The organism is Roseateles sp. P5_E1 (genome assembly GCF_054049335.1).
The window spans coordinates 15791-38746 of record NZ_JBFUMN010000048.1 but is presented as its reverse complement, the minus strand read 5'-3'; the positions used below and the strand labels follow the sequence as shown (position 1 = coordinate 38746).

The 22956-nt window shown below is 66.9% G+C and carries 21 protein-coding genes; 6 read left to right on the top strand and 15 right to left on the bottom strand.

Annotated features, from left to right (window positions below; genetic code table 11):
- A partial coding sequence (locus tag ACXJKJ_RS24235) for a hypothetical protein (RefSeq protein ID WP_457393184.1) occupies positions 1–330 on the top strand: 330 nt, incomplete at its 5' end.
- A gap of 121 nt (positions 331–451) precedes the next feature.
- Here the strand turns inward: ACXJKJ_RS24235 and ACXJKJ_RS24230 are convergent.
- From ACXJKJ_RS24230 to ACXJKJ_RS24170, 13 genes are read right to left on the bottom strand one after another with little or no spacing between them, the layout of a single operon-like run.
- Positions 452–2125 carry an asparagine synthetase B family protein gene (locus ACXJKJ_RS24230; protein ID WP_457393181.1) on the bottom strand — a complete coding sequence of 558 codons (1674 nt, stop codon included), beginning with the start codon at positions 2123–2125 and terminating at the stop codon, positions 452–454.
- A gap of 13 nt (positions 2126–2138) precedes the next feature.
- A complete protein-coding gene (locus ACXJKJ_RS24225) occupies positions 2139–4328 on the bottom strand; it encodes a GNAT family N-acetyltransferase (protein WP_457393178.1) in 2190 nt (729 codons plus the stop codon).
- Positions 4325–5272 carry a glycosyltransferase family 2 protein gene (locus ACXJKJ_RS24220; RefSeq protein ID WP_457393175.1) on the bottom strand — a complete coding sequence of 316 codons (948 nt, stop codon included), beginning with the start codon at positions 5270–5272 and terminating at the stop codon, positions 4325–4327. The genes ACXJKJ_RS24225 and ACXJKJ_RS24220 overlap by 4 nt, the downstream gene beginning before the upstream one ends.
- Positions 5269–6729 (bottom strand): lipopolysaccharide biosynthesis protein, encoded by a 1461-nt coding sequence (locus ACXJKJ_RS24215; protein ID WP_056195861.1) that lies wholly within the window; start codon positions 6727–6729, stop codon positions 5269–5271. The genes ACXJKJ_RS24220 and ACXJKJ_RS24215 overlap by 4 nt, the downstream gene beginning before the upstream one ends.
- Complete coding sequence (locus ACXJKJ_RS24210; RefSeq protein ID WP_457393172.1) at positions 6729–7697, bottom strand: glycosyltransferase; 969 nt, start codon at positions 7695–7697, stop codon at positions 6729–6731. Before ACXJKJ_RS24210 ends, ACXJKJ_RS24215 begins: the two co-directional genes overlap by 1 nt.
- On the bottom strand, positions 7694–8815 hold the full coding sequence (locus tag ACXJKJ_RS24205; RefSeq protein WP_457355040.1) for a glycosyltransferase: 1122 nt from the start codon (positions 8813–8815) through the stop codon (positions 7694–7696). Before ACXJKJ_RS24205 ends, ACXJKJ_RS24210 begins: the two co-directional genes overlap by 4 nt.
- A complete protein-coding gene (locus ACXJKJ_RS24200; protein ID WP_056195878.1) occupies positions 8808–9722 on the bottom strand; it encodes a glycosyltransferase family 2 protein in 915 nt (304 codons plus the stop codon). Before ACXJKJ_RS24200 ends, ACXJKJ_RS24205 begins: the two co-directional genes overlap by 8 nt.
- A gap of 5 nt (positions 9723–9727) precedes the next feature.
- Positions 9728–10477 carry a tetratricopeptide repeat protein gene (locus ACXJKJ_RS24195; RefSeq protein ID WP_162247765.1) on the bottom strand — a complete coding sequence of 250 codons (750 nt, stop codon included), beginning with the start codon at positions 10475–10477 and terminating at the stop codon, positions 9728–9730.
- Positions 10462–11316, bottom strand: coding sequence for a hydrolase 1, exosortase A system-associated (locus tag ACXJKJ_RS24190; RefSeq protein ID WP_457393169.1), 855 nt, complete (start codon positions 11314–11316; stop codon positions 10462–10464). Before ACXJKJ_RS24190 ends, ACXJKJ_RS24195 begins: the two co-directional genes overlap by 16 nt.
- Positions 11313–12122, bottom strand: a complete 810-nt coding sequence (locus ACXJKJ_RS24185) for a hydrolase 2, exosortase A system-associated (protein WP_457393166.1) — start codon at positions 12120–12122, stop codon at positions 11313–11315. Before ACXJKJ_RS24185 ends, ACXJKJ_RS24190 begins: the two co-directional genes overlap by 4 nt.
- A complete protein-coding gene (locus tag ACXJKJ_RS24180) occupies positions 12119–13162 on the bottom strand; it encodes a GNAT family N-acetyltransferase (RefSeq protein ID WP_457393163.1) in 1044 nt (347 codons plus the stop codon). Before ACXJKJ_RS24180 ends, ACXJKJ_RS24185 begins: the two co-directional genes overlap by 4 nt.
- A gap of 5 nt (positions 13163–13167) precedes the next feature.
- Positions 13168–14349 (bottom strand): DegT/DnrJ/EryC1/StrS family aminotransferase, encoded by a 1182-nt coding sequence (locus tag ACXJKJ_RS24175; RefSeq protein WP_457355034.1) that lies wholly within the window; start codon positions 14347–14349, stop codon positions 13168–13170.
- A 17-nt stretch (positions 14350–14366) separates the two neighbouring features.
- Positions 14367–14621, bottom strand: a complete 255-nt coding sequence (locus tag ACXJKJ_RS24170; RefSeq protein WP_056195895.1) for an acyl carrier protein — start codon at positions 14619–14621, stop codon at positions 14367–14369.
- A 100-nt stretch (positions 14622–14721) separates the two neighbouring features.
- Between ACXJKJ_RS24170 and ACXJKJ_RS24165 the strand changes: the two genes are divergently transcribed.
- From ACXJKJ_RS24165 to ACXJKJ_RS24155, 3 genes are all read left to right on the top strand, one after another.
- Positions 14722–16311, top strand: a complete 1590-nt coding sequence (locus ACXJKJ_RS24165; RefSeq protein WP_457355032.1) for an acyl-CoA ligase (AMP-forming), exosortase A system-associated — start codon at positions 14722–14724, stop codon at positions 16309–16311.
- Positions 16308–17570 carry a pyridoxal-dependent decarboxylase, exosortase A system-associated gene (locus tag ACXJKJ_RS24160; protein ID WP_457393160.1) on the top strand — a complete coding sequence of 421 codons (1263 nt, stop codon included), beginning with the start codon at positions 16308–16310 and terminating at the stop codon, positions 17568–17570. The genes ACXJKJ_RS24165 and ACXJKJ_RS24160 overlap by 4 nt, the downstream gene beginning before the upstream one ends.
- Positions 17571–18262: 692 nt before the next feature.
- Entirely contained in the window at positions 18263–19147 is an 885-nt protein-coding gene (locus ACXJKJ_RS24155; RefSeq protein ID WP_457393157.1) for a hypothetical protein, read from the top strand.
- 598 nt (positions 19148–19745) lie between these two features.
- On the opposite strand, the gene ACXJKJ_RS24150 is transcribed toward ACXJKJ_RS24155, so the two are convergent.
- Positions 19746–20480, bottom strand: coding sequence for an arginyltransferase (locus ACXJKJ_RS24150; RefSeq protein ID WP_457393155.1), 735 nt, complete (start codon positions 20478–20480; stop codon positions 19746–19748).
- The gene (locus ACXJKJ_RS24145; RefSeq protein ID WP_457325461.1) at positions 20477–21208 is read right to left on the bottom strand and encodes a leucyl/phenylalanyl-tRNA--protein transferase; all 732 of its coding nucleotides are present in this window, start codon (positions 21206–21208) and stop codon (positions 20477–20479) included. Before ACXJKJ_RS24145 ends, ACXJKJ_RS24150 begins: the two co-directional genes overlap by 4 nt.
- Before the next feature lie 23 nt (positions 21209–21231).
- Between ACXJKJ_RS24145 and ACXJKJ_RS24140 the strand changes: the two genes are divergently transcribed.
- Positions 21232–21600: an ArsC family reductase gene (locus tag ACXJKJ_RS24140; protein ID WP_457393152.1), complete on the top strand. Its 369-nt coding sequence runs from the start codon at positions 21232–21234 to the stop codon at positions 21598–21600.
- Positions 21601–21730: 130 nt separating this feature from the next.
- Entirely contained in the window at positions 21731–22936 is a 1206-nt protein-coding gene (locus ACXJKJ_RS24135; protein WP_457393149.1) for an ammonium transporter, read from the top strand.
- Positions 22937–22956 lie beyond the last annotated feature (20 nt).

Sequence of the window (22956 nt, the reverse complement as noted above, 5' to 3'; positions counted from 1 at the left end):
TACCCGGACTGGGTGCAGATCGACTTCAACGGCATGCAGACGATCAGCGAAATCGATGTGTTCACGCTGCAGGACAACGCCTACTCGCCCTCAGTGCCGACGCTGGCGATGACGTTCAGCAACTTCGGTATCCTGCACTTCGAAGTCCAGTACTGGAACGGTGCCGGGTGGGTGGATGTGCCGGGCGGCAGCGTCATCAACAACAACAAGGTGTGGCGGCAGTTCGTCTTCGCGCCCATCACCACACAGCGCATCCGCGTGCTGGTGAACAGCTCGGCCTACTATCTCTCGCGCATTGCCGAAGTGGAGGCCTGGACCGCATCTCAATAGTCAGGATGGCCGGGCCGTTGCAGGTGATGGGATGGATGCCCCGACCCGAAGAGGGCACCCAACCGTCAAAGTGGATAGGTCAGCAACCGCTTGATCGGCAGGAGGGCTTGCAGCCCGTCGTTCAGGCGAGCCGGTAGTCTGGCGCGTGCYGGCGCAGCCACTGCTCCAGCATCATCAGGATCCAGACCATCTCGCCGTAGTAGCCGGCATGCTCCTTGAGCCGCTGGGTCAGCAGGCTTTCGACGAACTCGGTGCGCACGATGCCGCGTGCCGCCACGCCGCGCAGTGATTCCGCGGCCAGTGCGTTCAGCGCCGCGTCCTTGACGGCCCAGGGGCCGAAGGGCAGGCCGAAGCCATGCTTCTTCTTGGTCAGGATCTCGTCGGGCAGGAAGCCGCGCAGCGCCTCCTTGAAGAACCAGCGCAGCTTCAGGCCCTTGAGCTTGTAGCGGGTCGGCAGCTTCAGCGAGAAATCCAGCAGCCGCGTGTCCAGCAGCGGGAAGCCGACGTCCACACCAGCCAGGGCTGTCGTGCCGACGACCTTGGGCAGGTCGTTCTCGGCCAGCGTGTAGCGCCAGTCGAAGGCCAGCATCTGGTTGACGAGGCTGGCCTCGTGCGGGCCGGCGGCCCAGGTGGCGCGCTGGTGGTCGCGCGGTGCGCCGGTGTCCACGGCGGCCAGGAAGGCTGGCGTCAGCACCTCGCTCATGCCCAGTCGGTCCAGCAGGTTGTAGCTCTGCATGCGGTCGGGCATGGGCACGCGGGCCTGGCGGATGTAGCTGGTGCCCTTCTTGAGCAGCGGGATGTTGCCGGTGACCGGGTTGACGAACAGCGGGTTCAGCACGCCGGTGCGCAGCGGCGACGGAATCTGGCTGTAGACATGGAAGACGCGCTCCTTGGCATAGCGGGTGTTGCCGCCAAAGAGCTCGTCGCCGCCGTCGCCGGCCAGCATGCGGTGGTAGCCATCGTCATGCGCCTTGCGCGCGCAGTAGAAGGCGGGCACTGCGGAGGAATTGCCGAACGGCTGGTCGTAATGGGCGGCGACGTCGGGGATGGCCGCCACCAGATCGGCCGGTGTCACGTAGTACTCGTGATGGTCGGCGCCAAAAGCCTTGGCGGCGATGCGCGCGTATTCCATCTCGTCATAGCCCTCGGCCTCGAAGCCGATGGAATAGCTGGCCGGCGCCTGGCCCGTGGCCTCGCGCAGCAGGCCGGCGACTGTGGAGCTGTCGGTGCCGCCGCTCAGGAAGCAGGCGGTCTTGCCGTCGGCGCTCAGCCTGTCCTTGACCGCCGCGCGCAGGATGCCGTGGAACTCCTCCTTCAGCGCGTCGAAGCTGGGCCGGGCCTGCTCGTCGAAGCGCGCGACCCAGTAGGGTGCGACGGTCAGCTGGCCGTTCTCGAACAGCGCGTAGTGGGCCGGCGGCAGGCGGTGGATGCCGGCGTAGATGGTGCGCGGGGACGGGATGCAGTGATGGAAGAGGTAGTTGAAGAGGGCCTGGGTATCCAGCTCGCGGATGCCGAGCTGGCGGGCCAGTTCGTCGGCCCGCGTCGCGAAGTGCAGGCGGCCGTCCCGCACGGCGTAGCACAGGCTGTGCACGGCGAAGCGATCGATGGCGAGGTAGCTGCCCCCACCGGGGAGGTCGAGCGCGACGGCGAATTCGCCGCCCACGTCGGCAGCGCAGGCGGCGCCGCGCGCGGCATAGGCTTGGCGCCAAGCGGCCAACGCATCTCCGGCGCGCGCGCTGAAGCGGGGGGAGCCGGAGGCGAACGGCGTGTCGGGCGGCAGGGCTTGGGCTTGCATGCGGGTCTTGGGGTCAGGACGCGGGATTGTCGTTGGGATGGGCAGTGCTTCGCAGTGCGTGCAGGCGCCGCCAGGCATTACCGACGGTCTGGCGCACCAGGCCGACCAGGCCGCGCAGCGTCAAGGGGTCGTAGGCGACCAGCCCGAGGCGTTCGCGGCGCTGGCTCATCCATTCGGCCTTGTACGGGGCGTCGCCGATCAGATAGTCCACCTCCTGGACGCGCTCCAGGTCGAGCGCCTGCTCCATCAGCAGGGCGGTCAGCAGCGTGCCCGGAGCCAGCGCCTTGTAAGCCTGGTCGTAGGCCAACTTGTAGATGTTGGCACGGCCGTTGGCGATGATCCAGATCTGGGCCGCCACCGGTTTGTCGTGAAGCCAGGCCAGGCCCAGGCGCAGCCAGCCGCGGCGCGCGCACAGGCGGATCAGGCCTGGCATGAAGTCGGGGTAGGGCTCGGGCACCTTCCAGCTGTGGGCGTAGACATCGCGATAGGCGGCCAGTGCGCCTTCGAGCGCGTCGCCGTCGCGCACGACCTCCAGCCGACCGCCTTCACTTGCGAACTTCTTGCCCATGCGCTTGATCGTGCTGCGCAACTGGCCGCTGCGACCCTTTAGATAGTCGGCCCAGTTCTGGCGCACCGGCTCATACCAGTTGCCAAACGAGAAGTAGGCATGCGTGCTGAGGCCGGCAAGAGTCAAAGCCCTCTTGAGCAGCGCGAACTCTCGCGAATCCGGGTCCATCGGCGAGAAACGATAGGCGGCCGCGCCGCCGCCCGTCCGTCGCAAGGCGCGTGTCAGCGGCAGCAGATCCTCGGCCTCGACGTCGTCTTCCATCGCCAGCGCGTAGATGGCTGTGTAGAAGTTGGACAGCGCGCTGATTTCACGGCCCAGTGCCCCGCTCTGCGCGACGGTGGGCAGCACGGCCAGCACGCGCCCCTGGCGGCGCAGCACGTGGATGCGCACCTGGGCCTGCGGCTCGCTGGCATAGACGGTGTCGATCAGGTTGGCGTACCAGTCTGCACCCAGCTCGACATGGCGCTGCTCGGCCTTGTGCATCAGGGCAAGTGCATCCGCCGGCAGCTCGCGCACGTGGACGTAGGTGTCGACGCTGGCGCCGCTGCGGCTCACCATGATGTCGGTGTCCACCGGTTGGCTGGCACGACCGTGCCAGCCGCGGCTGCCGCGCCTGAGCAGGCCATAGAGGGCCGGCAGGCCGCGGTGGCGATAGACGCTTACATGGTTGATCCAGCGCTGCGACGTGGACCATGCCAGCAGGTCGGATTCGGCGTTCGTGTAGAACTCGACGCCGCCGCCTGGTGCACGCGTGAACAAGTCCTCCAGCGTGCGCAGCAGCAGGATGCGGCCGGGCGCAAAGCGCTCGAACTGCTCGTGGAAGGCCGTCTTCAGCATGACGGCCATGCCACCGCTCAGCAGCAGCATGCGCGAGGCCAGCAGTTCTTCGCCCAACCAGAGTTCGTAGACCAGCGCCTCGCCGCGGGCGGCGAACTCGCGCATGACTTCGGCGTAGAAGGGGCCCTGCGGGTTGTCGCTGCTGACGGCCGTGCCTTCGCGGCCTTTCCAGCCGCTGGACTCCAGCCCCGCATAGCGTTGCACCGCAGCCTCGATCGACTCGGGTGCGCTGGTGACGGTCAACCGTTCTCCACCTGGCTCGGATTGCAGCCGGCGCAGGTAGCGGCGCATGTTCTGGATGAGCTTGCGCGGTCGTTGAGCCCAGTAGTCATCGAAGCTGCCCTTCAGGCTGACGCTCATCGTCAGCGCATGCGGCTGGCTCTGCACGGGAAGCCTGGGCAGCTCGCGCAGGTCGCCGAAGTGCGGGTCGTTGCACAACAGGTCCAGCTCGCTCGCATAGCCGGGCAGCGCAACGAGCAGGCCGCGCAGCTCCAACCCGGCCGGGATCAGGCTGGGGCCGATCTGCGTCTGCGAGGGCAGGAAGCTGGACCAGACACCCAGGCCGCGCGTCTGGGGGTTGATGAGCAGCATGGCGACGGCCTCGCCTTCGCGGCTGGCGATGGCGAGCAGCACGCCTTGCGCCGCGAAATGGCGCAGCAGGGCATCGACGAACAAGCCGTCGAGCATGCCGTGGCCGCCCATGAGCTGCCCGTTGAGGCGATCCCAGGCCTCCCGGTGGGGGCCGAGGCCTTGCACCGGGGTCAGCGTGTGGAGTTGCCAGTCCAGGCCGGGGTTCATGGGGTGTCGAGATCCAGGAAATGTGCGCCCGTCCTGGCGCAGAGACGGGCATGGTGGCGGATGCGGCCCAGCTCCGCCAGCACACGCAGGCTGGCCAGCAGGCTGCCGAGGAAGGCCTTCAGGTCGTGGTTGGCAAGCAGCTCAGCCAGCGGCTGCACGACGCCAGCGGCCAGCAGCCGCAGCAACTGGCCGGGCAGGCTGCCGCCGGGGCGCTTGAAGTCCAGCAACAGCTCCGAGCGCTTGCGCTCACCGCGGCTGCTGACCTGGCTGCCCCAGCTCTGCGGCGGCCGGGCTGCCTTGGCGCGCAGATGCACGATGCGCGCGGCCGGCAGCAGCGCTGTGTGCAGGCCGTGATGGGCGAAGCGCTCGATGAGGTCGTCGTCCTCGCCGTACATGAAGAACAGCGGGTCGAAACCGCCGACACGGCTGAACACCCCGGCGCGCAGCATCCAGGCCGCCGCATTGATGCCGCGGGTGGGGTAGTGCGGCTGCACGCGGCCGAGGCAAGCGTCGGACAGATAGCCCGGCGCATGGCGCTGTAGATAGGCGCTCTGGGTGTTGGGGTCGACGCGGCCCAGGTCGGGGCTGCAGTGCAGGGGGCTGACGATGTCGAAGCCCGGCTCGGCCTCCAGGAAGGCCACGAGCTGGGCTATGGCTTCGGGCGTGACGTAGGCGTCCTGGTTCAGCAGGAAGATCGCGTCGGCGCCGGCGCGCAGGGCGTGGGCGATGCCCAGGTTGTTGCCGCGGCCGAAGCCGAGGTTGGTGGCGCTTTCGATGAGGACGGCTTCGGGGAAGTCCCGGCGCACCAGGTCGCGAGTTGCATCGGTGGACGCGTTGTCGACGACGACGGCCGTGCCGGGATGGCTGCTGTCGCGCAGGGACTGCAGCGCGCCGGCAATCCATGCGGCGCCGTTGAAGGTGACGATGACGACGAAGACCTTCATGAGGCGGCTGCCGCAGCGCGACGTCGATCGAGGAAAGCGCGGATTTCCGCGTACAGCGGATGGCCAAGCAGTTTCAGTCCGACCAGCCAGATCAGCACGGTCAGGCCGGCGCAGGCCAGCAAGGCGTGGAAGGCGAGCGGTTGGCCGGCCGGGCGCAGCCAGGCCGCCACCAGGGCGGCGGGCAGCAGGCAGGCCAGGGCCAGCAGCGCATTGCGCGCCAGCTCGCGTGCAATGGCGCCGAAGTCGCTGGGCAGGCAGCGTTGCTTGAAGGCATAGAAATAGGGCACGGCCACCACGGCCATCGCCAGCACGCCCAGCGCCAGCGGCTCCAGCGCCCGCCAATGCCAGATGACGGCGATCAGCAGCAGGGCCTTGACCGGCTGGATGATGAGGTCAGCCAGCGCCACCAGCTTTGAATGGCCAGCGGCCAACATCAGCGTCGGGATCAGGCTGTTCAGCACGCTGACCGCGCCGGCGGCGCAATAGATGGGCACCAGGGGCGCCGACGCATCCCATTGCGAGCCGAACATCAGCCGCAGCACCTCGAGCGCGAACAGGCCGACGAAGCCGTAAAACGGCCAGGCGACGGCGCTGACAGCCCCAAGGCTCTGCACGAAGCGCTGCTCCAGCCGCTCATCGTCGCGGTGGGCCTGAGCGAAGGCCGGGTAGGCGACCGAACGCACCGTGCCCATGATGTCGCGGTGGAAGAGGTTCATCAGGCCTTGCGCGCGGCTCGCGATGGCTACCTGGCCGAAGTCCAGCAGCTTGCCCACGGCCAGGTCGTTGATGTCCATGGACACCGAGGTGACGACATTGGCTGCCGTGACCGGGCCGCCGAAGCGCAGGATCTCGCGCCAGCGGTGCAGCTGTGGCCGGGCCAGGCGCCCCCAGGCGCCGGCCAGGCTGACACCCAGCGCGGTAATGAGGCTGGCGCCGACGTCGCCCCAGGCCAGGCTGGCCGCGCCCACGCCGGCCCAGGCCAGGCCCAGCGTCGTGAAGGTGCCGACGACGGCGGCGGCGACGTTGACGCGCATCAGCACGTCGAAACGCATGTCGCGCCGCAGCAGCGCGATCGAGATCGAGTTGAAGGGCAGGATCAGGAAGTTGATGGAGATGATTCGCACAATGTGCGTCAGGCTCGCGTCGCCATAGAACTCGCCGATCCACGGCGCCACGGCGTGGATGCCGGCAAACAGGCCGCCGCCGAGCAGCAACGAGGTGCCCAAGGCGCTGCCGACATCCTCAGGGCCCAAGTCCTTGCGCTGGATCAGGTAGTTGGCAAGGCCGAAGTCGCGCACGACCTGGGCCATGCTGATCAGCGCCATCGACACCGAGTACAGGCCGATCTGTTGCGGCGTCAGCAGGCGTGCCAGCAGCGTGAACGACAGCAGCTGCAGGCCGATCAGCAGATAGCGCTCCAGGAAGGCGAAGCCGAGCGAGCGGCGGACCGTGTTCATCAATACAGGCCCTGCTTCTTCTGCGAGTGGCGTTCCACCCAGGCAGAGTAGGTCGCCGGAGACCAGTGCGACCGCCAGCGGCTGTCCACGCGACCCCAGCAGCGCAGCAGGCGCAGTTCGCGCGCAAAACGCTCGGCCACGGGCTCGCGCCGCAACGGCCCGAGCAGCCAGCCGATGCCGTCCTGCAGCAGCTGCAGGTATTGCCACAGCGGCACACCGGCAAACTCGTGGCTGCCGGACGGCCACCAGGACGACAGGCCCGCCTTGAAGGCCCAGCGGCGGAAATAGCGGCGCGTCAGCACGGCCGCGTCGACGGGCGCAGTGATGCACAGGGACGGCTCATAGGTCACCGCCTCGCCGCGCGCCTGGCAGCGCTGGCCGAACTCGAGGTCCATGTGCCGGAAGTGCAGTTCCGAGAACAGGCCGACGCGATCGAACAGCGCTGCGCGCGCCACCAGGTTCGCGMCGGCCGGTGCGTACTCCGGCGGGGTCGGCGCGATGCGCTCAGGCCCGAGGTCGGCGCCGCCGACCACCGCGGCCATGCTGTCGTGATACCAGGCGGGCCGGCCACCGGGGGGCCATTGCAACTCGGTGCGTCCGCCGGCCAGGGCCGGGCCGCCGGCGCCGTAGACGGCGGCGATGTTCTCCAGCCAGTCCACGGGGAAGAGGATGTCGTCGTCGGTGAAGGCCAGCACATCGCAGCCCAGTTCGCGGGCGCGGCGGATGCCGGCGTTCAGCGCGAACTGCTTGCCCTGGCGGGGCTCGAACAGCACATGCAGGCGGCCCAGCGGCCAGCCCGGTTGCAGGGCCTGGAGTCGCGCCTGCGTGTCGTCGGTCGAGTTGTTGTCCACCACCAGCACTTCGACGGCCGTGTCGGCCGGCGCGTGCATGGCGCCGAGCGAGGCCAGCGTGGTCGCGAGCAGGGCGGCCCGGTTCCAGGTGCAGACGATGACGGCCAGCCGCTTCATCGCTGGGCGGCCACGCGGCGGTAAACCTCCAGATGGCGGCGCCAGCTCTCGCCCCAGCGAAAGCCCTGGGCCCAGGCGGCGGCGCGGGCCGCCTTGTCGGCACGTGCCTCGGGAGGCAGCGTCGCGGCCTCGTGCAGCGCGGCGGCCCAGGCCGCCAGGTCCTCGGCTGGCACCAGCGTCGTCAACGGCCCGACCAGTTCGGCCAGGCTGCCCAGCGGGCTGAAGATGACGGGCGTGCCGGCGGCCTGGGCCTCGACGGCCGGGAAGCCGAAGCCCTCGTAGAGCGTCGGGTAGAGCACGGCGACGGCGTCGCGGTAGAGGGCTTGCAGTTCGGCGTCGGACAGGAACTCGGCAAACACGACCCGGCCCTGCAGCTCGTGGGGCAGGGCCTTGCGCGCGGCCTCGCGGGCGTCGGCGCCAAAGCCGCAGGCGACGAGTTTCAGCGTCGCATCGGGCTGGGCGGCCAGCGTCTGCAGGGCCCAGTCGAAGCGCTTGCGCTGCATCGGCCCACCGAGATAGACGGCGAAGCGCGCGCCGGCCAGGGCCGCCGTCAGCGTGGCCGGCAACGTGCTGATAGGGGGCTCGAAATAGGCCTCTTCAATGCCGTGCGGGATGACGGTCAGCTTGGCCTCGAGCTCGGGCCAGCGCGCCAGGATGTCGCGCTTGGACGACTCGCTGATCGTCACGACGGCCGCGCATCGCCGGAAGGCCGCCGGCATCAGCCGGTGCCAATACCAGTGCTGCCAGCGCGTGTCGGTCTCCATCTCCCAGGGGATGGTGTCGTGGATGGTGACGACGGCCGGGCAGGGCTGCCACCAGGCCATGGTGTTCTCGGCCCAGTGCAGCACGTCCAGGTGGTGCTGACCCGTGCGGCGCGGCATGCCGACCTGCTCCCACAGCGAGAAGCGGTCGCCGGGGAAGTCGAAGATGTCGGCCTGCACCTGTTGCTCGCGCGGCAGGTGCATGGGGCGGCGCGCGTCCTGCGCGAACAGCGTCCAGGCCACGCCGTCCTCGGGCCGGGCCTGGCTGCACATCTCGAGCAGGTATTTGCCCATGCCGCGCAGATGCGCGGTGTTGAGGCTGGTAGCGCTGATGCCGACCCGCAGGCGTTCAGTCATTCGGCACCCAGCGGCGGAACAGCGATTTGCCCATCTTGGTCAGCGTGTGGCCGCGATCGGGGCCGCTGCGCAGCAGGCCGGCAAAGGTCTTCAGGCCCAGCGACAGATCGCCCTTGGCGGTGTGCGCGTCGGCGAAATTGCACCAGCCCTTGTGCTGGAAGCGCCGCAGCGCGACGGGGTCCACGTCGTGCCCGGCTGGCGAACTCATGCCGAAGCGCCGGATCAGCTCGGCGCGCATCAGCTCGGTGGTGTTGGTGGCCGGGATGCGGCGCGACAGCGAGACGGGATGCTGGCGGTACAGCACGTAGGACTCGGCCAGGCGTATGAAGCGGTGCTGGGTGCTGGCGCGCACCAGGTATTCCCAGTCGTCAGTCTGCTGGTTGTCCGTCAGGAAGCCGCCCATGCGATCCCAGGCGCTGCGCCGCCAGATGACCGAGGAGGGCAGGGCGTAGTTGTCGAGCACCAGCACGGGGTAGATCCAGCCGGACCGCGACTCATCGATGGTGCCCTGCCGGGTTTGCCTGAAATAGTCGGGCCGGGGCTCGCCATGCCAGACGTCGAATGCCGAATAGCAGAAGTCGTGATCCGGCCTGGCCTGCAAGGCCTGCAGTTGCAGGCGCAGCTTTTCCGGGTGCCAGAGGTCGTCGGCATCCAGCAGCGCGACGAATTCCGAATCCGTTTCGGCCATGCCGCGATTGCGCGAGCGCGACATGCCGCGGTTTTCCTGCGAGATGACGCGCACGCGGGCGTCGTCCAGGGCGGCATTCGCGGCCGTTGCATCCTTGGAGCCGTCGTCGATGACGGTCACCTGCAGATCGGGGAAGGTCTGGCCCAGTGCCGAGCGGACGGTGTCGGCAATGAAGGCCTCGGCGTTGTAGGCAGGGATGACGATGTTGACGCGCGGCATGAGGCTCAGCGGGAGGTCTGCGAGGGAGTCGAGGCGGCCTGAGTGGCAGACGCAGCGGACGCGGCGGCGTCGGGGCCCTCGGTCGGCTCGGGATCCTTCCAGCGGCCGACCGAATTCAGTCGGTCGCGCAGCTCCGGCCTTGTCATGCCCATGGCCATGGCGCGGTGCGCCTGGGCCAATGCCTTGTCGTAGTCCTTCATGTCGAAATACAGCAAGCCCGCGTTGAATTGCGTCAGCGGGTTGTCGCCGGCCTGCTCCACCACGTAATCGAGAGACTTGCGCGCGTCGTCCATGCGATTGCGCCGGATCAGATAGCTCACGTAGAACATCCGGAACACCAGGTCGTTCGGTACGAAAGCCATGCCGCGGGCGTAATAGCACTCGACGGTCATGTCTGTGCCTTTGGCGGGATCCGATTTCTCCTTTTCCGCCAGGCGTTCGACGGACTGGATGGCGCGTGGATGGTTGGGAAATACCGCCAGCGTGTATCCGATGTCGTTGCCGAATGGGCCGGTAGCACCTCGGGTCAACGTCTCGACGCCATGCGTGAAATGCGCAATCTCGACGATGTAGCGCTGCGACTGGTGGGCCGTGCGGTAATCGAAGGGTCCATAGGTGTTGTGCGTTTCGCCACAGCCAGGCGGCGCCAGCGCCGGGCGCTGCATCTGCGCGGAAACCGGCAGCGTGGCCAGCGCAACGGTCAGGGCCAGCAGTGCTCGGCCGGCGCAGTTCATGGGGTTCAGATTGCTAGGCATCGCGTCCTCAACCAGTCCAAACAGATGCGACATTGGGAGTCCTGGTCCTGTATTGCCGAAAACGTGTGATCGGCCGTGGGCATGTCGTGCAGATCCAGCGTCGGGCGCACGAGCAGACCCTGCCAAGCCGCCGAGGACCGGGCAAAACCAACGAACTCCCGGGCAGTGTAGTCATCGCCACTGAGGATCAGCAGCACCGGCCCGTTGAAAGCGCGCAGGCCGGCGGCCATGCGATCCTGGAAGCTGCGCGAGTCGGTCTTGGCCTTGCCGGCGCCGCGGGCCAGGCGCAGGTTGCCGCCCAAGGTGCGCAACGCCGTCAGGCCCACGCCACCGCGCAGCAGCTTGAGCCAGAAGCCCTTCTCGCGCAGCCGGCGCCAGTAGTAGTGCTTGACATGGGTCTGCGCCAGCGTCGCGGCGGAGCGGGCCCAGGGATTGAGCAGGGCCACGCCGGCGACGCGCGGGTCGCCGGTCGATTCCAGGTAGAGCAGGGCGGCTGAGGCCGCGTCGCACAGGCCCCAGAGCACCGCACGCTTGAGTGCCGGGCGGGCCGCCAGCAGCGCGGCGATGGCCGCGGCGATGTCGGCGTCGACGCCGAGGAAATCGCGCGCTTCTCCGGGGCTGTCCCCCATGCTGCGGTAGTCGAAGCGCAGAGCGGCAACGCCGTGGTTCGCCAGATGCCGGGCCAGCAGCGTGAACTGGCGATGGCTTCCGACGCGGTACTGGGGGCCGCCGACGACGATGACCACGCCCACCTCGGCGGGTGCGGTGTTCGCCGGTTCGGCCAGGATGCCGATGAGGCGCTCGCCCTCGCAGTCGAAGTTCAGCACCGATTCCTTCATGACAAGGCCTCCGCGGTGCGGGCAATCAACTCGGGCGCCAGCTCGATTTCACTGGTGGCCCAGAAGCCCGGCCCCTGCACGATCTGCGGGCGAACCGCCCAGCCGGCGTCCTGCCAGGCCTTGACGGCCTGTTCGCTGACGGGCGTCAGCACGGCGTCCTCGCGGGTGCTGAGCTCCAGCCATTCGACGCGGCCGGGCGTGCCGGCGGGCGCGAGCTTGGCGGCTTCCAGCCCGAGGGCGAGTGGCGCGCCCAGCCGGTAGCCGGCGACCTCGACCGGGCGGCCCGCGGCCAGTTCGGTTTTCATCTGGTCCATCTGGCCCTTGTTCGCACCGTTGGCCATCTCGGCGGCCAGCCTCAGGCGCAGGAACTGCTGCAGTGCCAGCTTGCCATTCGTCATCGGCTGCCAGAACAGGTAGTTCACTGGCCGGCCCCAGTCGGCGGCGGCAAGCAGGCAGCCGGCGCGCAGGCCCCAGATCCACAGCGGTGCCTGAACCGAGTCAGGCACGCGGGCATCCAGGCATTCCAGGCCCAGGCGCACATCGGCCTGCCAGTCGGCCCAGCCCGCATCGCCGAAGTCGGCGGAGGAGTCGCCGCAGCCGCGCAGGTCGATCTGCAAGACCGCGTGGCCTGCCTGGGCCAGCGCGCGGCAGGCCAGGGTGGCCATGCGGCGCGACTTGTTCATCTCCTCGGCGAAGGGATGCAGATAGAGCACCCGGCTGCGTGGTGTACCTGCCGGCGCATGGAACAGGCACAGCCGCTGCTCGCCGCCGGCTGGCAGGAAGAAGGCGTCGATTGAGGCTTTCAAGCTGCGCGGGTCTTGCTGCGGTTGAGCCAGTCCTGCAGCGCCTTGAGCCAGGCCCACCGGTAGGCGGTCAGGTGAAACAGCTCGCGGCTGTTGTCGGTCCAGCGCGTGTGCCACTCCATCACACGGCCGAAGAACTCGATGCGCTTGAAGCGGCCTTCGTCGAACAGGGCCTTGAACTCCTCGGCGCGCATCAGCGTCGACGGGGACACCGCCTGGTGGGCCTGCTGGTAGGCCGTCTTGAGGATCACCAGGCAGTCCCCCTGGTGCACGCACAGGTCCATCGCGACGACCTCGTCACCGAACCAGTAGCGGTAGATCCGGGCCCGACCGGCTGCTGCTGCGCTTTCCAACGCCTGGCGGTAGAAGTGCCCCTGGATGCCGTCCACGGAAATGGCGGTGCCGAGCTCGGCCTTCCAGCCGCTGCTTTCCAGCGTGCCGTACTGTTCGATGGCCAGCGCGACCGGTCCGGGCGTGTCGATCATCTCCAGCCGAGGCGTCACACCGGTGGCCTCGACCTTCTTCAGCTGCTTGCGGGTGTTCTGGCGCAGGTTCTTGCCGCGGCCCTCCCAGTAGGCCTCGAAACCGGTCTCGACGTCGACCCAGGCCGTGTCGATGTAGTGCTGGTGGCGCAGCCGCGCGCTGTTGAAAGGCCCGACGTGGGCCAGCGAGTCCAGTTGCGTCAGCCCGACGGTCAAGGCCAGGCCGGGCAGCGCCCGCAGCAGGGACTGCACAGACGCCTCGATGCTTTCGTCCTCCGGCAGCAGCACGGGTCCCAGCGGCAGCTGGGACGGCTGGAAGCTGTTCCAGCGACCCTGGCCCTGGGGCTGGATCAGCAGCGCCGCCGTCCAGCCCGTGCCGTCCTCGCGATAGGCGAGCAGCTCTCTACCCTGGCCGAACTGGTCCAGCAAGCACAGCAGGAAATCGCTGCGCAGGAAGGCATGCGGCAACGCCTTCGCCTGCAGTGCATCCCACTGTGTGGCCAGGGCGGCCAATTGCTTTGCCGGAACGAGTTTCCAGTCCATCTTTGAAGTTGTTTTCAAGGCAATCAACTCTTGCGGTAGGTGAGGAGAGAGTCGATCACCCAGTGTCGGTCCTGGTCGCTCATGTCTTGATGGCAATGCAACTGCAGTACGTGGCGGGACCAGATCTTTCCTTGATCACCGGCCAGATCCGGCACCCCTGGCCACAGCCAGTCCCAGCGCGATACGGGCACGCCGCGCGCTCTCAAGGCCTGGTAGACGGCGTCCGGCTCGTCCACCCACAACGGGAAGACGTAGGGTGCGCTGCCCTCGGGCAAGGCCGGGAACAGGGGATGCATGCCCGCCTGGTTGGCCAGCGCCTCAGCCAGCGCGCGGTAGTGCTGCTGCCGCCTGGCGACGACGCGACCGCGGGACGTCAACAACGCCGCGCGCCTGGCAGCGCGCGTCGGTGCGCGATGGCACAGCGCCACGTCGATGCGTGCATAGTCGCCCGCTGGATCAAATTGGGCAGCTTGAGGCGCGGCACTGGGCGCCGGCGCGCTGCCACCGCGCAGCAACTGCTTGAGAGCCAGCAGCGGGCTCGCCCAGAGGCGCCAGTGCCCCAGGCGGCCATGGCGCGCACTGATTTCCAGATCGTCCAGCGACGCCTTCAGCTGGCCCTTCAGGCCCACGGGCGTCAGCGGCGCCACCGGCCGGGCCGGCTGCCGGACCAGCAGCAGGCCGCCGTCCTGCGCCGCGAAGAACTTGGGCAGGCTGGCAATGACCACATCGCCCAGCGCGCCCACGGCGCCCCCTTCACCCTGGCCGAACATGGCGTGCGCGCAGTCCTCCAGCATCAGCACKCCGCGGCGCTGACACCAGGCGCGCACATCGCGCAGATCCAGCGGCAGGCCGAAGAAATGGGCGACGCACAGCACGCGCGTATCGGCGGGTGCATGCTGCTCCAGCCAGTCCAGGTTGGGGCGGCCATCCGCGTCGATGGGATAGAAACCCAGCTGATGCCCCAGCGTCAGCACCGGCGACACCATGGTGGGGCAGTGATAGCTGGGCACCAGCACGCGCTGGTCCGGCGTGAGCGCCAGGCTCTCCAGGCCAAGCAGAATGGCTGCACGGCCGCTGCTGGTCAGCAGCGCTCCCGGCCGGTCAAGCAGGCAGGGCAGCGTCTGGGCCTCTGCGTCGACCTGCCTATTGTGCGGGCCCGGCACCGGGTGCCGGGGCGCCAAGCGAGGCGTGAGGTCGACGTTCATTCGCGAATTTGATTCGGTCAGAGCCGGGCGGCGACGAAGTCCGCCAGCGAGCCCACAGTGGCAAAGGTGTCGCCGTCGATGTCGTCATCGTCGACGGCGAGACCGAGTTGCTCCTCCAGTGCGGTGATCAGGCTGACCACGGCCATCGAGTCCAGCTCGGGCAGGGCGCCGAGCAGGGCGGTGTCGCGGGTGAAGGTCTGGGCGCGGCCGTTCAGGCTCAGCACCTCGTCGAGAAGCCTCAGCACATGGCTGAGAACCTGATCTTTGTCCATTGGGAGCTTCCAAAAAGCAGCCGCGCAGTTTAGCCGTCCTCCCCCCTTGCTCCCGGGGCGCTCACCCCTTGGCTCAAGGGTCGCGTGAGATACTTTTTTCATGCCCGAATCGACCCTGTTGCACGAGTTGGTGGCCGTTGCCGCCGAGCGCACGCCCGACGCCCCGGCCCTGACCTATGGTGCGGCGACGCTGAGCTATGGCGAGCTGGATGCCGCCGTGCGCGGCTTTGCCAGCGGCCTGATGCAACTGGGCCTGGCCCGTGGCGAACGGGTCGCCATCTACCTGGAAAAGCGCTTCGAGACCGTTGTCGCCAGTTTTGGCGCGCCAGCTGCCGGCGGCGTCTTCGTGCCGCTGAACCCTTTGCTCAAGCCCGATCAGGTCGGTTTCATCCTGCAGGACTGCGATGTGCGCGTGCTGGTCACGTCGCCCGAACGTCTGGCCCAGTTGGGCGACGTGCTGACGCAATGCCCGTCGCTGCGCCATGTGGTGCTGACCAGCGGTGCGGGCTCGGCACCGGTGCCGGTGCATGACTGGGCTGCGCTGCTGCAAAGCCCAGCGCATGCCGGCCATCGCGTCATCGACACCGACATGACGGCCATCCTCTACACCTCGGGCTCCACCGGGCGGCCCAAGGGCGTCGTGCTGTCCCACCGCAACATGGTGGCGGGCGGCAAGAGCGTGGCGAGCTACCTGGAAAACCGTGCCAGTGACACCCTGCTGGCCGCGCTGCCGCTGTCCTTCGACGCCGGCTTCAGCCAGCTGACCACGGCCTTCCACAGCGGCGCCCGCGTCGTGCTGCTGAACTACCTGCTGCCCAAGGACGTGCTCAAGGCCATGGAGCGCGAGAAGGTCACGGGCCTCACTGCCGTGCCGCCGCTGTACATCCAGCTGACCCAGCTCGAATGGCCAGCCGCCATCGACGCCAACCTGCGCTACTTCGCCAACACCGGCGGCCGCATGCCGCGCGCGACGCTGGACCTGCTGCGCGCCAAGGCGCCATCCGCCCAGCCCTTCCTGATGTATGGCCTGACCGAGGCCTTCCGCTCGACCTATCTGCCGCCGAGCGAGGTCGACCGCCGGCCGGACTCCATCGGCAAGGCCATCCCCAACGCCGAGATCCTGGTGCTGCGCGAGGACGGCAGCGAATGCGCGCCCGACGAGCCCGGTGAACTGGTGCACCGCGGCGCCCTGGTCGGCCTGGGCTACTGGAACGATGCCGAGAAGACGGCCGAGCGCTACAAGCCATTGCCCGTCGGCGTCGGTGGCCGCGAGGGCGGCCTGCAACTGCCCGAGTTCGCCGTGTTCTCCGGCGACACGGTCAAGCGCGACGCCGACGGCTTTCTCTACTTCGTCGGCCGCCGTGACGAGATGATGAAGACTTCGGGCTATCGCGTCAGCCCGACCGAGGTCGAGGAGGTCCTGTACGCCACCGGCCTGGTGGGTGAATGCGTGGCCTTCGGCGTCTATCACGACACCCTCGGCCAGGCCATCCAGGTCATCGCAACACCGCCGGAAGGCGCGTCCGAGCTGGATCTGGCTGCGCTGACTGCCGCTTGCAAGGCGCGCATGCCCGCCTACATGGTGCCGCACGGTGTCGATGTCCGTTCGGGCCCGCTGCCGCGCAACCCCAACGGCAAGATCGATCGCAAAACCCTCTCGACCGACTGGCTTGAACAGCACGCTGCATGAGCGATCCCATCCCCCAGAAGCGTGCCCTTGAGCATGCCCCCGTGCTCTTCCCCCGCGATGCCAACGGCGAACTGCTGGTTGGCGGCCAGCGCCTGTCCGTGCTCGCCGAGCGAGTCGGCCAGACGCCGTTTTACGCCTACGACCGCGGGCTGCTGAAAGCCCGCGTCGCCGAATTGCGGGCGGCTCTGCCCTTGGGGCTAGAACTGCACTATGCGATGAAGGCCAACCCGATGCCGGCGCTGGTGCAGCTGATGGCCGGCTTGGTGGACGGTATCGACGTGGCCTCGGCCGGCGAGCTGCAGGTGGCGCTGAACGCCGGTGCCGACCCGCACGAGGTCAGCTTTGCCGGCCCCGGCAAGCGCGACATCGAGCTGGGCCAGGCCGTCGCGGCCGGCGTGCTCGTCAATGTCGAGTCGGTGCGCGAGCTGGTGCCGCTGGCCCGCGCTTCGCAGCGCCTGGGCCTGCCAGCCCGCGTCGCGCTGCGCGTGAACCCCGACTTCGAGCTCAAGGGCTCGGGCATGCGCATGAGCGGCGGCCCCAAGCAGTTCGGTATCGACGCTGAGGCTCTGCCCGAGGTGCTGGCTGAGGTGGGCCGGCTGAGCAGTGATGGCCTGGCCTTCGAGGGCTTTCACCTGTTYGCCGGGTCGCAGAACCTCAAGGCTGAGGCCATCTGCGAGGCCCAGCTCAAGAGCTACGAACTGGCCCTGCGCCTGGCCGAGGCCGCGCCGTCACCTGTCAAGTTCCTGAACCTGGGCGGTGGTTTCGGCATCCCGTATTTCCCAGGCGAATCGCGGCTCGATCTGGCACCCATCGCCGACAACCTTGCCGGGCTGCAGGCCCGCGCCAAGGCCGACCTGCCGCAGGCCAAGCTCGTCATCGAGCTGGGTCGTTACTTCGTCGGCGAGGCAGGCGTCTATGTCAGCCGCATCGTTGACCGCAAGGTCTCGCGCGGCCAGGTCTTCCTGGTGGCGGATGGCGGCCTGCACCACCACCTGTCGGCGTCCGGCAATTTCGGCCAGGTGCTGCGCAAGAACTACCCGGCGTCCGTCGAACCCCAGGGCCGCAACGAATCAGCGACCGAGCCGGCCAGCGTCGTCGGCCCGCTGTGCACGCCGCTGGACCTGCTGGCCGACCGCATGGACATGGCCAAGGGCGAGATCGGCGACCTCGCGGTCGTCTACCAGAGCGGCGCCTATGGCCGCAGCGCCAGCCCCGAGGGCTTCCTCGGCCACCCGGCCTGCGTGGAAGCGCTGGTCTGAGCCTAGGCGTGTGACTTGACGATTGCTTTGCACCGGGGCGGAAGCAACAGATTGCACGGTGATCAGTCCGCTGCCCCACTTTTGCAGGCGTCTAGGGCGCTCCGGCTCGTTCAGGATGGGCGATCAGATTGCGCTTTTTCGATCCAAGCTGCTGAGAGTCGCACTTTGTCGGCGCGGGACATGATGACGTGTCTTGCGGGTACCGGTAGCACGCTGGAGGTTGAACCGCGGCACCTCAAATCCAACCAACTCACCGTTGGACAGGATTTCGCCGACGTCGAGGGACGGCCCTTCAGTGAACGACCGCCAAAGGCTGTCGGGGTAGAGGGCACCAAGGCCGACATTCAGACGGGCTTCGCGCTTTTGGCGAGATCTGCCTAGAAGACGGTTCCTCGCTGAACGTTCGGCGTGTGGCTTGAATCAGCGGAATGACACGTCGAACGTGCGCTGTTATTGTTTTAAGTCCATTATTTGTTCAACTTAGAACTTCGCGCCTTGCGTGGTAGTTAATCTGCTGAGAGCAACGGGATATGAAGCGGTCTATAAAAATAGCGTTCGCACTCTTGGCTGCAGTGCTAGTAATTGGCAACTACAAGGTCCGTTCGCTATATGAGCGGCGCTCATACGAGCGGCCAGTCGCTCAGCCCTCGCCATGGAAGGAATTCGTTTCGGTGCGAGGTCAGGCGCTTCCCGTGCCCAAGCAATGGCTCGTGGACGAGGAGGCACGCAACGCGCATGACCTTGTGCTTCCACAAAACTTGGGTCAACTGATGGTGCCTTTCGACTTCGAGGCCGCGCGTCGCAAAGCAACTCAGCTTACAGGGAAAAGTGTTGGCGACCAATATTTGGAGCACCTGTGCACCTATGAGGCCGGCGAATGGGTGTTCAGGGTGACGGATGCGCAAGAGGGTATATATATCGCAAGAATGTCGAAATACTTCCCTGATGAGGATCTATTTAAAGTCTGGGACTACGAGGCGCCTTTGCTCGAAAAAAGCTGGGCAACGCCCCAGGACGCACCAGAAGAAACAAGCCGCAGCGAAGTCATTTTCAGGGACGAACCAAGTTCATATGTTGGCTGGGCCGGTGACGACAAGAGGTCGCACTATAAGTTTGTAGAGATTCCAAATACAGGCCGGATCTGGCAACGTAAATTCCAAGAGCCGGTTTTGCATCTTTGGGGATTTCATCAGCAGGAAAACAATCCAGTCGTGGTTCCAGAAAAACCTATGCAAGTCACGGGCTTGAGCAAGCCGACAGCACGATATGGCATTACGTGGCGTGGCCTGCGTCGATTGCAGGATCGCGAGAACAGAATCTCCGGTTATGAAGAGTTAGCTTATGACCTGAGGACCGGCGAAGTAATTGCCCTGCGCCGGCAGTTCGCGCGGATGAGGCCTCATAGCGGTCGGCCGACCTTTGGTGCGCCTGACCGTTGCAGAAGAATTCACCGAAGCCCGAGCTATCAAGAGTTGCACCATGACATAGCTGCAATCGCAATACGTTCTGTAAACCCTGCTGGCGCTAGTTTATTCGTGGATGCATATCAAAAAAAGTTTGAGGGAGAGAAAAAATGAGTGGATTGACTTTTGATGCAAATTACGCCTATGCGCGCTACCTTGCTCAAGTGGCCGCTGAGTCGAAGATTTGAGACGTGACCCCGAATTTGCTTGTTCAACTTCGAATGGCGCCGTTGGAAATACTCCCACGTCCGAAGCCCTGACCATCCAGGACTGGTGCCTGCGCGCTACAACCGCGTCGAGGAGTTCCGTTTCAACGGCGGGACGGTGTTGACCAACGTGCAGGCGCAGGCGCTGGTGGGGGCCACGGCTGCGTTCAACCCGTCGGGTCCGGGCATGGCGATGGTTTCGGAGTCAGGGCCGCATCTGCTGAAGCACACCGGCTTCGCCGTCGCGGAACCATCAGACAGTGAATCGAAACGGGGGCGAATGCTCCCGTTTCTTTTCTTGGGATCACTTCGAACTGGGCGTCGGCGCCTGCGTGTCCTCGGACAGCGACTTGTAGACGGCACGCTCGGCGACGTTGTTGGTCACCATGCAGTAGCGCTCGGCCCGTGGCATGGCTAGCGTCGAGCAGACGCCCAAAGCCGGAAGACAGTCCCCCCGGAACTGTTGAACTTAAGACTTGCACCTGGTGCAAGTCATTGCTTCAAGCCTAGGCGGCGTCCGTCCAGACGCCGTTCTGCAGGATCTGGTGCGGCCGAAAGCCGGCCTTGTAGGCCATCTTCGGGCTCTCCTCGATCCAGTAGCCCAGGTACAGGTGGCTCAGCTTGAGCTCCTTGGCCTGCTGGATCTGCCACAGCACGCCATAGGTGCCGAAGCTGCCCTGCACGTCCGGGTCATAGAAGGTGTAGACGGCCGACAGGCCGTCGTTGAGGATGTCCAGGATGGACACCATGCGCAGCGGCGTGCTGCCGTCAGGCATGGTTTCGCGGAACTCCACGAGGCGGGAGTTGATGCGCGACTGCAGCAGGAACTGGGTGTACTGGTCAACGCTGTCATGGTCCATGCCGCCGCCCGAGTGCCGGCCGGCCTGGTAGCGCAGATACAGGGCGTAGTGCTCGGGCGAATAGCCCAGGCGCATGACCTTGGCCTGCAGGTGGCGGTGCGCCTTCCAGGCACGCTTCTGACTGCGGGTGGCTTCGAAACTGGCTACCGGTACGCGCAGCGCGATGCAGGCGCGGCATTGGTCGCAATAGGGGCGGTAGGTGAACAGCCCGCTGCGGCGAAAACCCGCGGCAACCAGGTTGGAATAGGCGTCGGCGTGGATCAGGTGGCTGGGCGTGGCGACCTGGGAACGCGCCTGGCGGCCCGCCACATAGCTGCACGGGTAGGCGGCCGTGGCATAGAACTGGATCTGCGCGAGCGGCAGTTCTTTGGGATGGGTCACGTCGAGGTCAGAAGCCTGTGCCAGTAGTCCGGATGATAGGTCCAGGGGCCGGGCGTAGGTCCACCCACGTGGGTGGCGAGGTGGTCCTCGAAGGCTGCCCGTGGGACTTCTGCCGCACCCAGCGAGGCCAGGTGGGGGGTGTTCTGCTGGCAGTCGATCCAGGGGATGCCGAACTGGCGGCACAGGCAGATCAGGGCGCAAAGGGCGATCTTGGAGGCGTCGGTGCGGCGCATGAACATGGATTCGCCATAGAACATGCGCCCCAGGTTGACGCCGTACAGGCCGCCGGCGAGTTCGCCGTCCATCCAGGTCTCGATGCTGTGCATGGCCGGCCAGGCGAGATAGGCAGCCTGCAGTTCGGGCACGATCCAGGTGCCTGACTGACCCTCGCGCGGCGCGCTGGCGCAGGCACGCAGCACGGTGGCGCGATCAAAGTCGACGCGGATCTCACAGCCGGGCGTGGAGGCGAAGCGTGCCACCGTCTTGCGCAGCGAGCGTGACAACTTGAAGTCGGCCGTCTGCAGCACCATGCGCGGGTCGGGCGCCCACCACAGCGGCGGCTGGCCGGGGCCGTACCAGGGGAAGATGCCGCGCCGGTAGGCCGCTTCCAGGCGCTCGGGGTCCAGGGTGCCGCCGGCGGCAAGCAGGCCGGGGGCATCGGTGCCAGGGCCCAGCGCCCGCGAGCTGGGTGGAAAGTCGAGGGAAGCTTCGTCAAGCCAGTCGATCATGGAGCCATGGTAAGTTGGCGCCCATGATCACCGTCTATGGCATTCCCAACTGCGACACCGTCAAGAAGGCGCGCTCCTGGCTGGCCGAACAAGGCCTGGAAGTCGCTTTCCATGACTTCAAGAAACAGGGCGTACCGGCCGAGCTGCTGCCGACCTGGATCAAGGCCTTTGGCCGCGACAGGATCGTCAACCGCGCAGGCAACACCTGGCGCAAGCTGGACGACGCCGCCAAGGCCGCCGTCACTGACGACGCGTCGGCCGCGGCGCTGATGCTGACCGAGCCTAGCGTCATCAAGCGGCCCGTCGTGCGCTGGCCGGACGGCCACTGGACGCTCGGATTTGGTGCGGAATCGTTCGAGAAGAGTGCATTGAATGCACCAAAGAAGAGCTGATCGATTGCTTTGCTGCTTTCTGGCCGCGAATTCACGCCTTAAAGGCGGGCATTGAATTTGCAATTTCGGTGCGGTTTGGTTCGGATTGGTGCATGTCGCCCAAGTCTGGAGCCGCCGGCCGGAGGCAGCGTTGGAGTCATCGATCAAGCAGGGCGCAGACGCGCTCTTCATCCTTCTGGGCGCCATCATGGTGCTCGCCATGCATGCGGGCTTTGCCTTCCTCGAGCTGGGCACCGTGCGCAAGAAGAACCAGGTCAATGCCCTGGTCAAGATCCTGGTGGACTTCGCGGTGTCCACGCTGGCCTATTTCCTGGTCGGCTACCTGGTCGCCTACGGCAGCCACTTCTTCGTCGGCGCCGAGCAGTTGGCGCAGAAGAACGGCTATGAGCTGGTCAAGTTCTTCTTCCTGCTGACTTTCGCGGCGGCCATTCCCGCCATCGTGTCGGGCGGCATTGCCGAGCGGGCCCGCTTCGGCCCGCAACTGGCCGCCACCTGCGTCATCGTTGGCTTCATCTACCCGGTGTTCGAAGGCGTGGCCTGGAACCAGGCCTTCGGCATCCAGGCCTGGCTGAAGGCCGCCACGGGCGCCGAGTTCCATGACTTCGCCGGCAGCGTCGTTGTGCATGCCGTGGGCGGCTGGATAGGTCTCGCCGCCGTGCTGCTGCTCGGCCCGCGCCTGAACCGCTACCGCAAGGACGGCGCGATGAGCGCCCACCCGCCGTCCAGCATTCCCTTTCTGGCCCTGGGCGCCTGGGTGCTGACGGTGGGCTGGTTCGGCTTCAACGTGATGAGCGCGCAGACGCTGGACAAGCTTTCCGGCCTCGTCGCCGTCAATTCGTTGATGGCCATGGCCGGCGGTACGTTGGTGGCCGTGCTGCTGGGTCGCAACGACCCGGGCTTTGCCTACAACGGCCCGCTGGCCGGCCTGGTGGCCGTCTGCGCCGGCTCGGACGTCATGCATCCGCTCGGCGCCCTGGTCACCGGCGGCATTGCCGGCTGGGTGTTCGTGCAGTTCTTCACCCTGACGCAGAACCGCTGGAAGATCGACGACGTGCTGGGCGTCTGGCCGCTGCACGGCCTGTGCGGCGCCTGGGGCGGCATCGCCTGCGGCGTCTTTGGGCAGAAGGCGCTGGGCGGCATCGGCGGCGTGTCCTTCAGCGCTCAGTTGATCGGCACGCTGGGTGGCGTGGCCTGGGCGCTGGCCGGTGGCTTCGTTGTCTATGGCGTCATCAAACGCATCACCGGCCTGCGCTTGGATGCGGAACAGGAATTCGAAGGCGCCGACCTGTCCATCCACAAGATCGGCTCGACGCCCGACCGCGAGGTCAGCTGGTAAGCTGGCCCGAACGCTGTTCA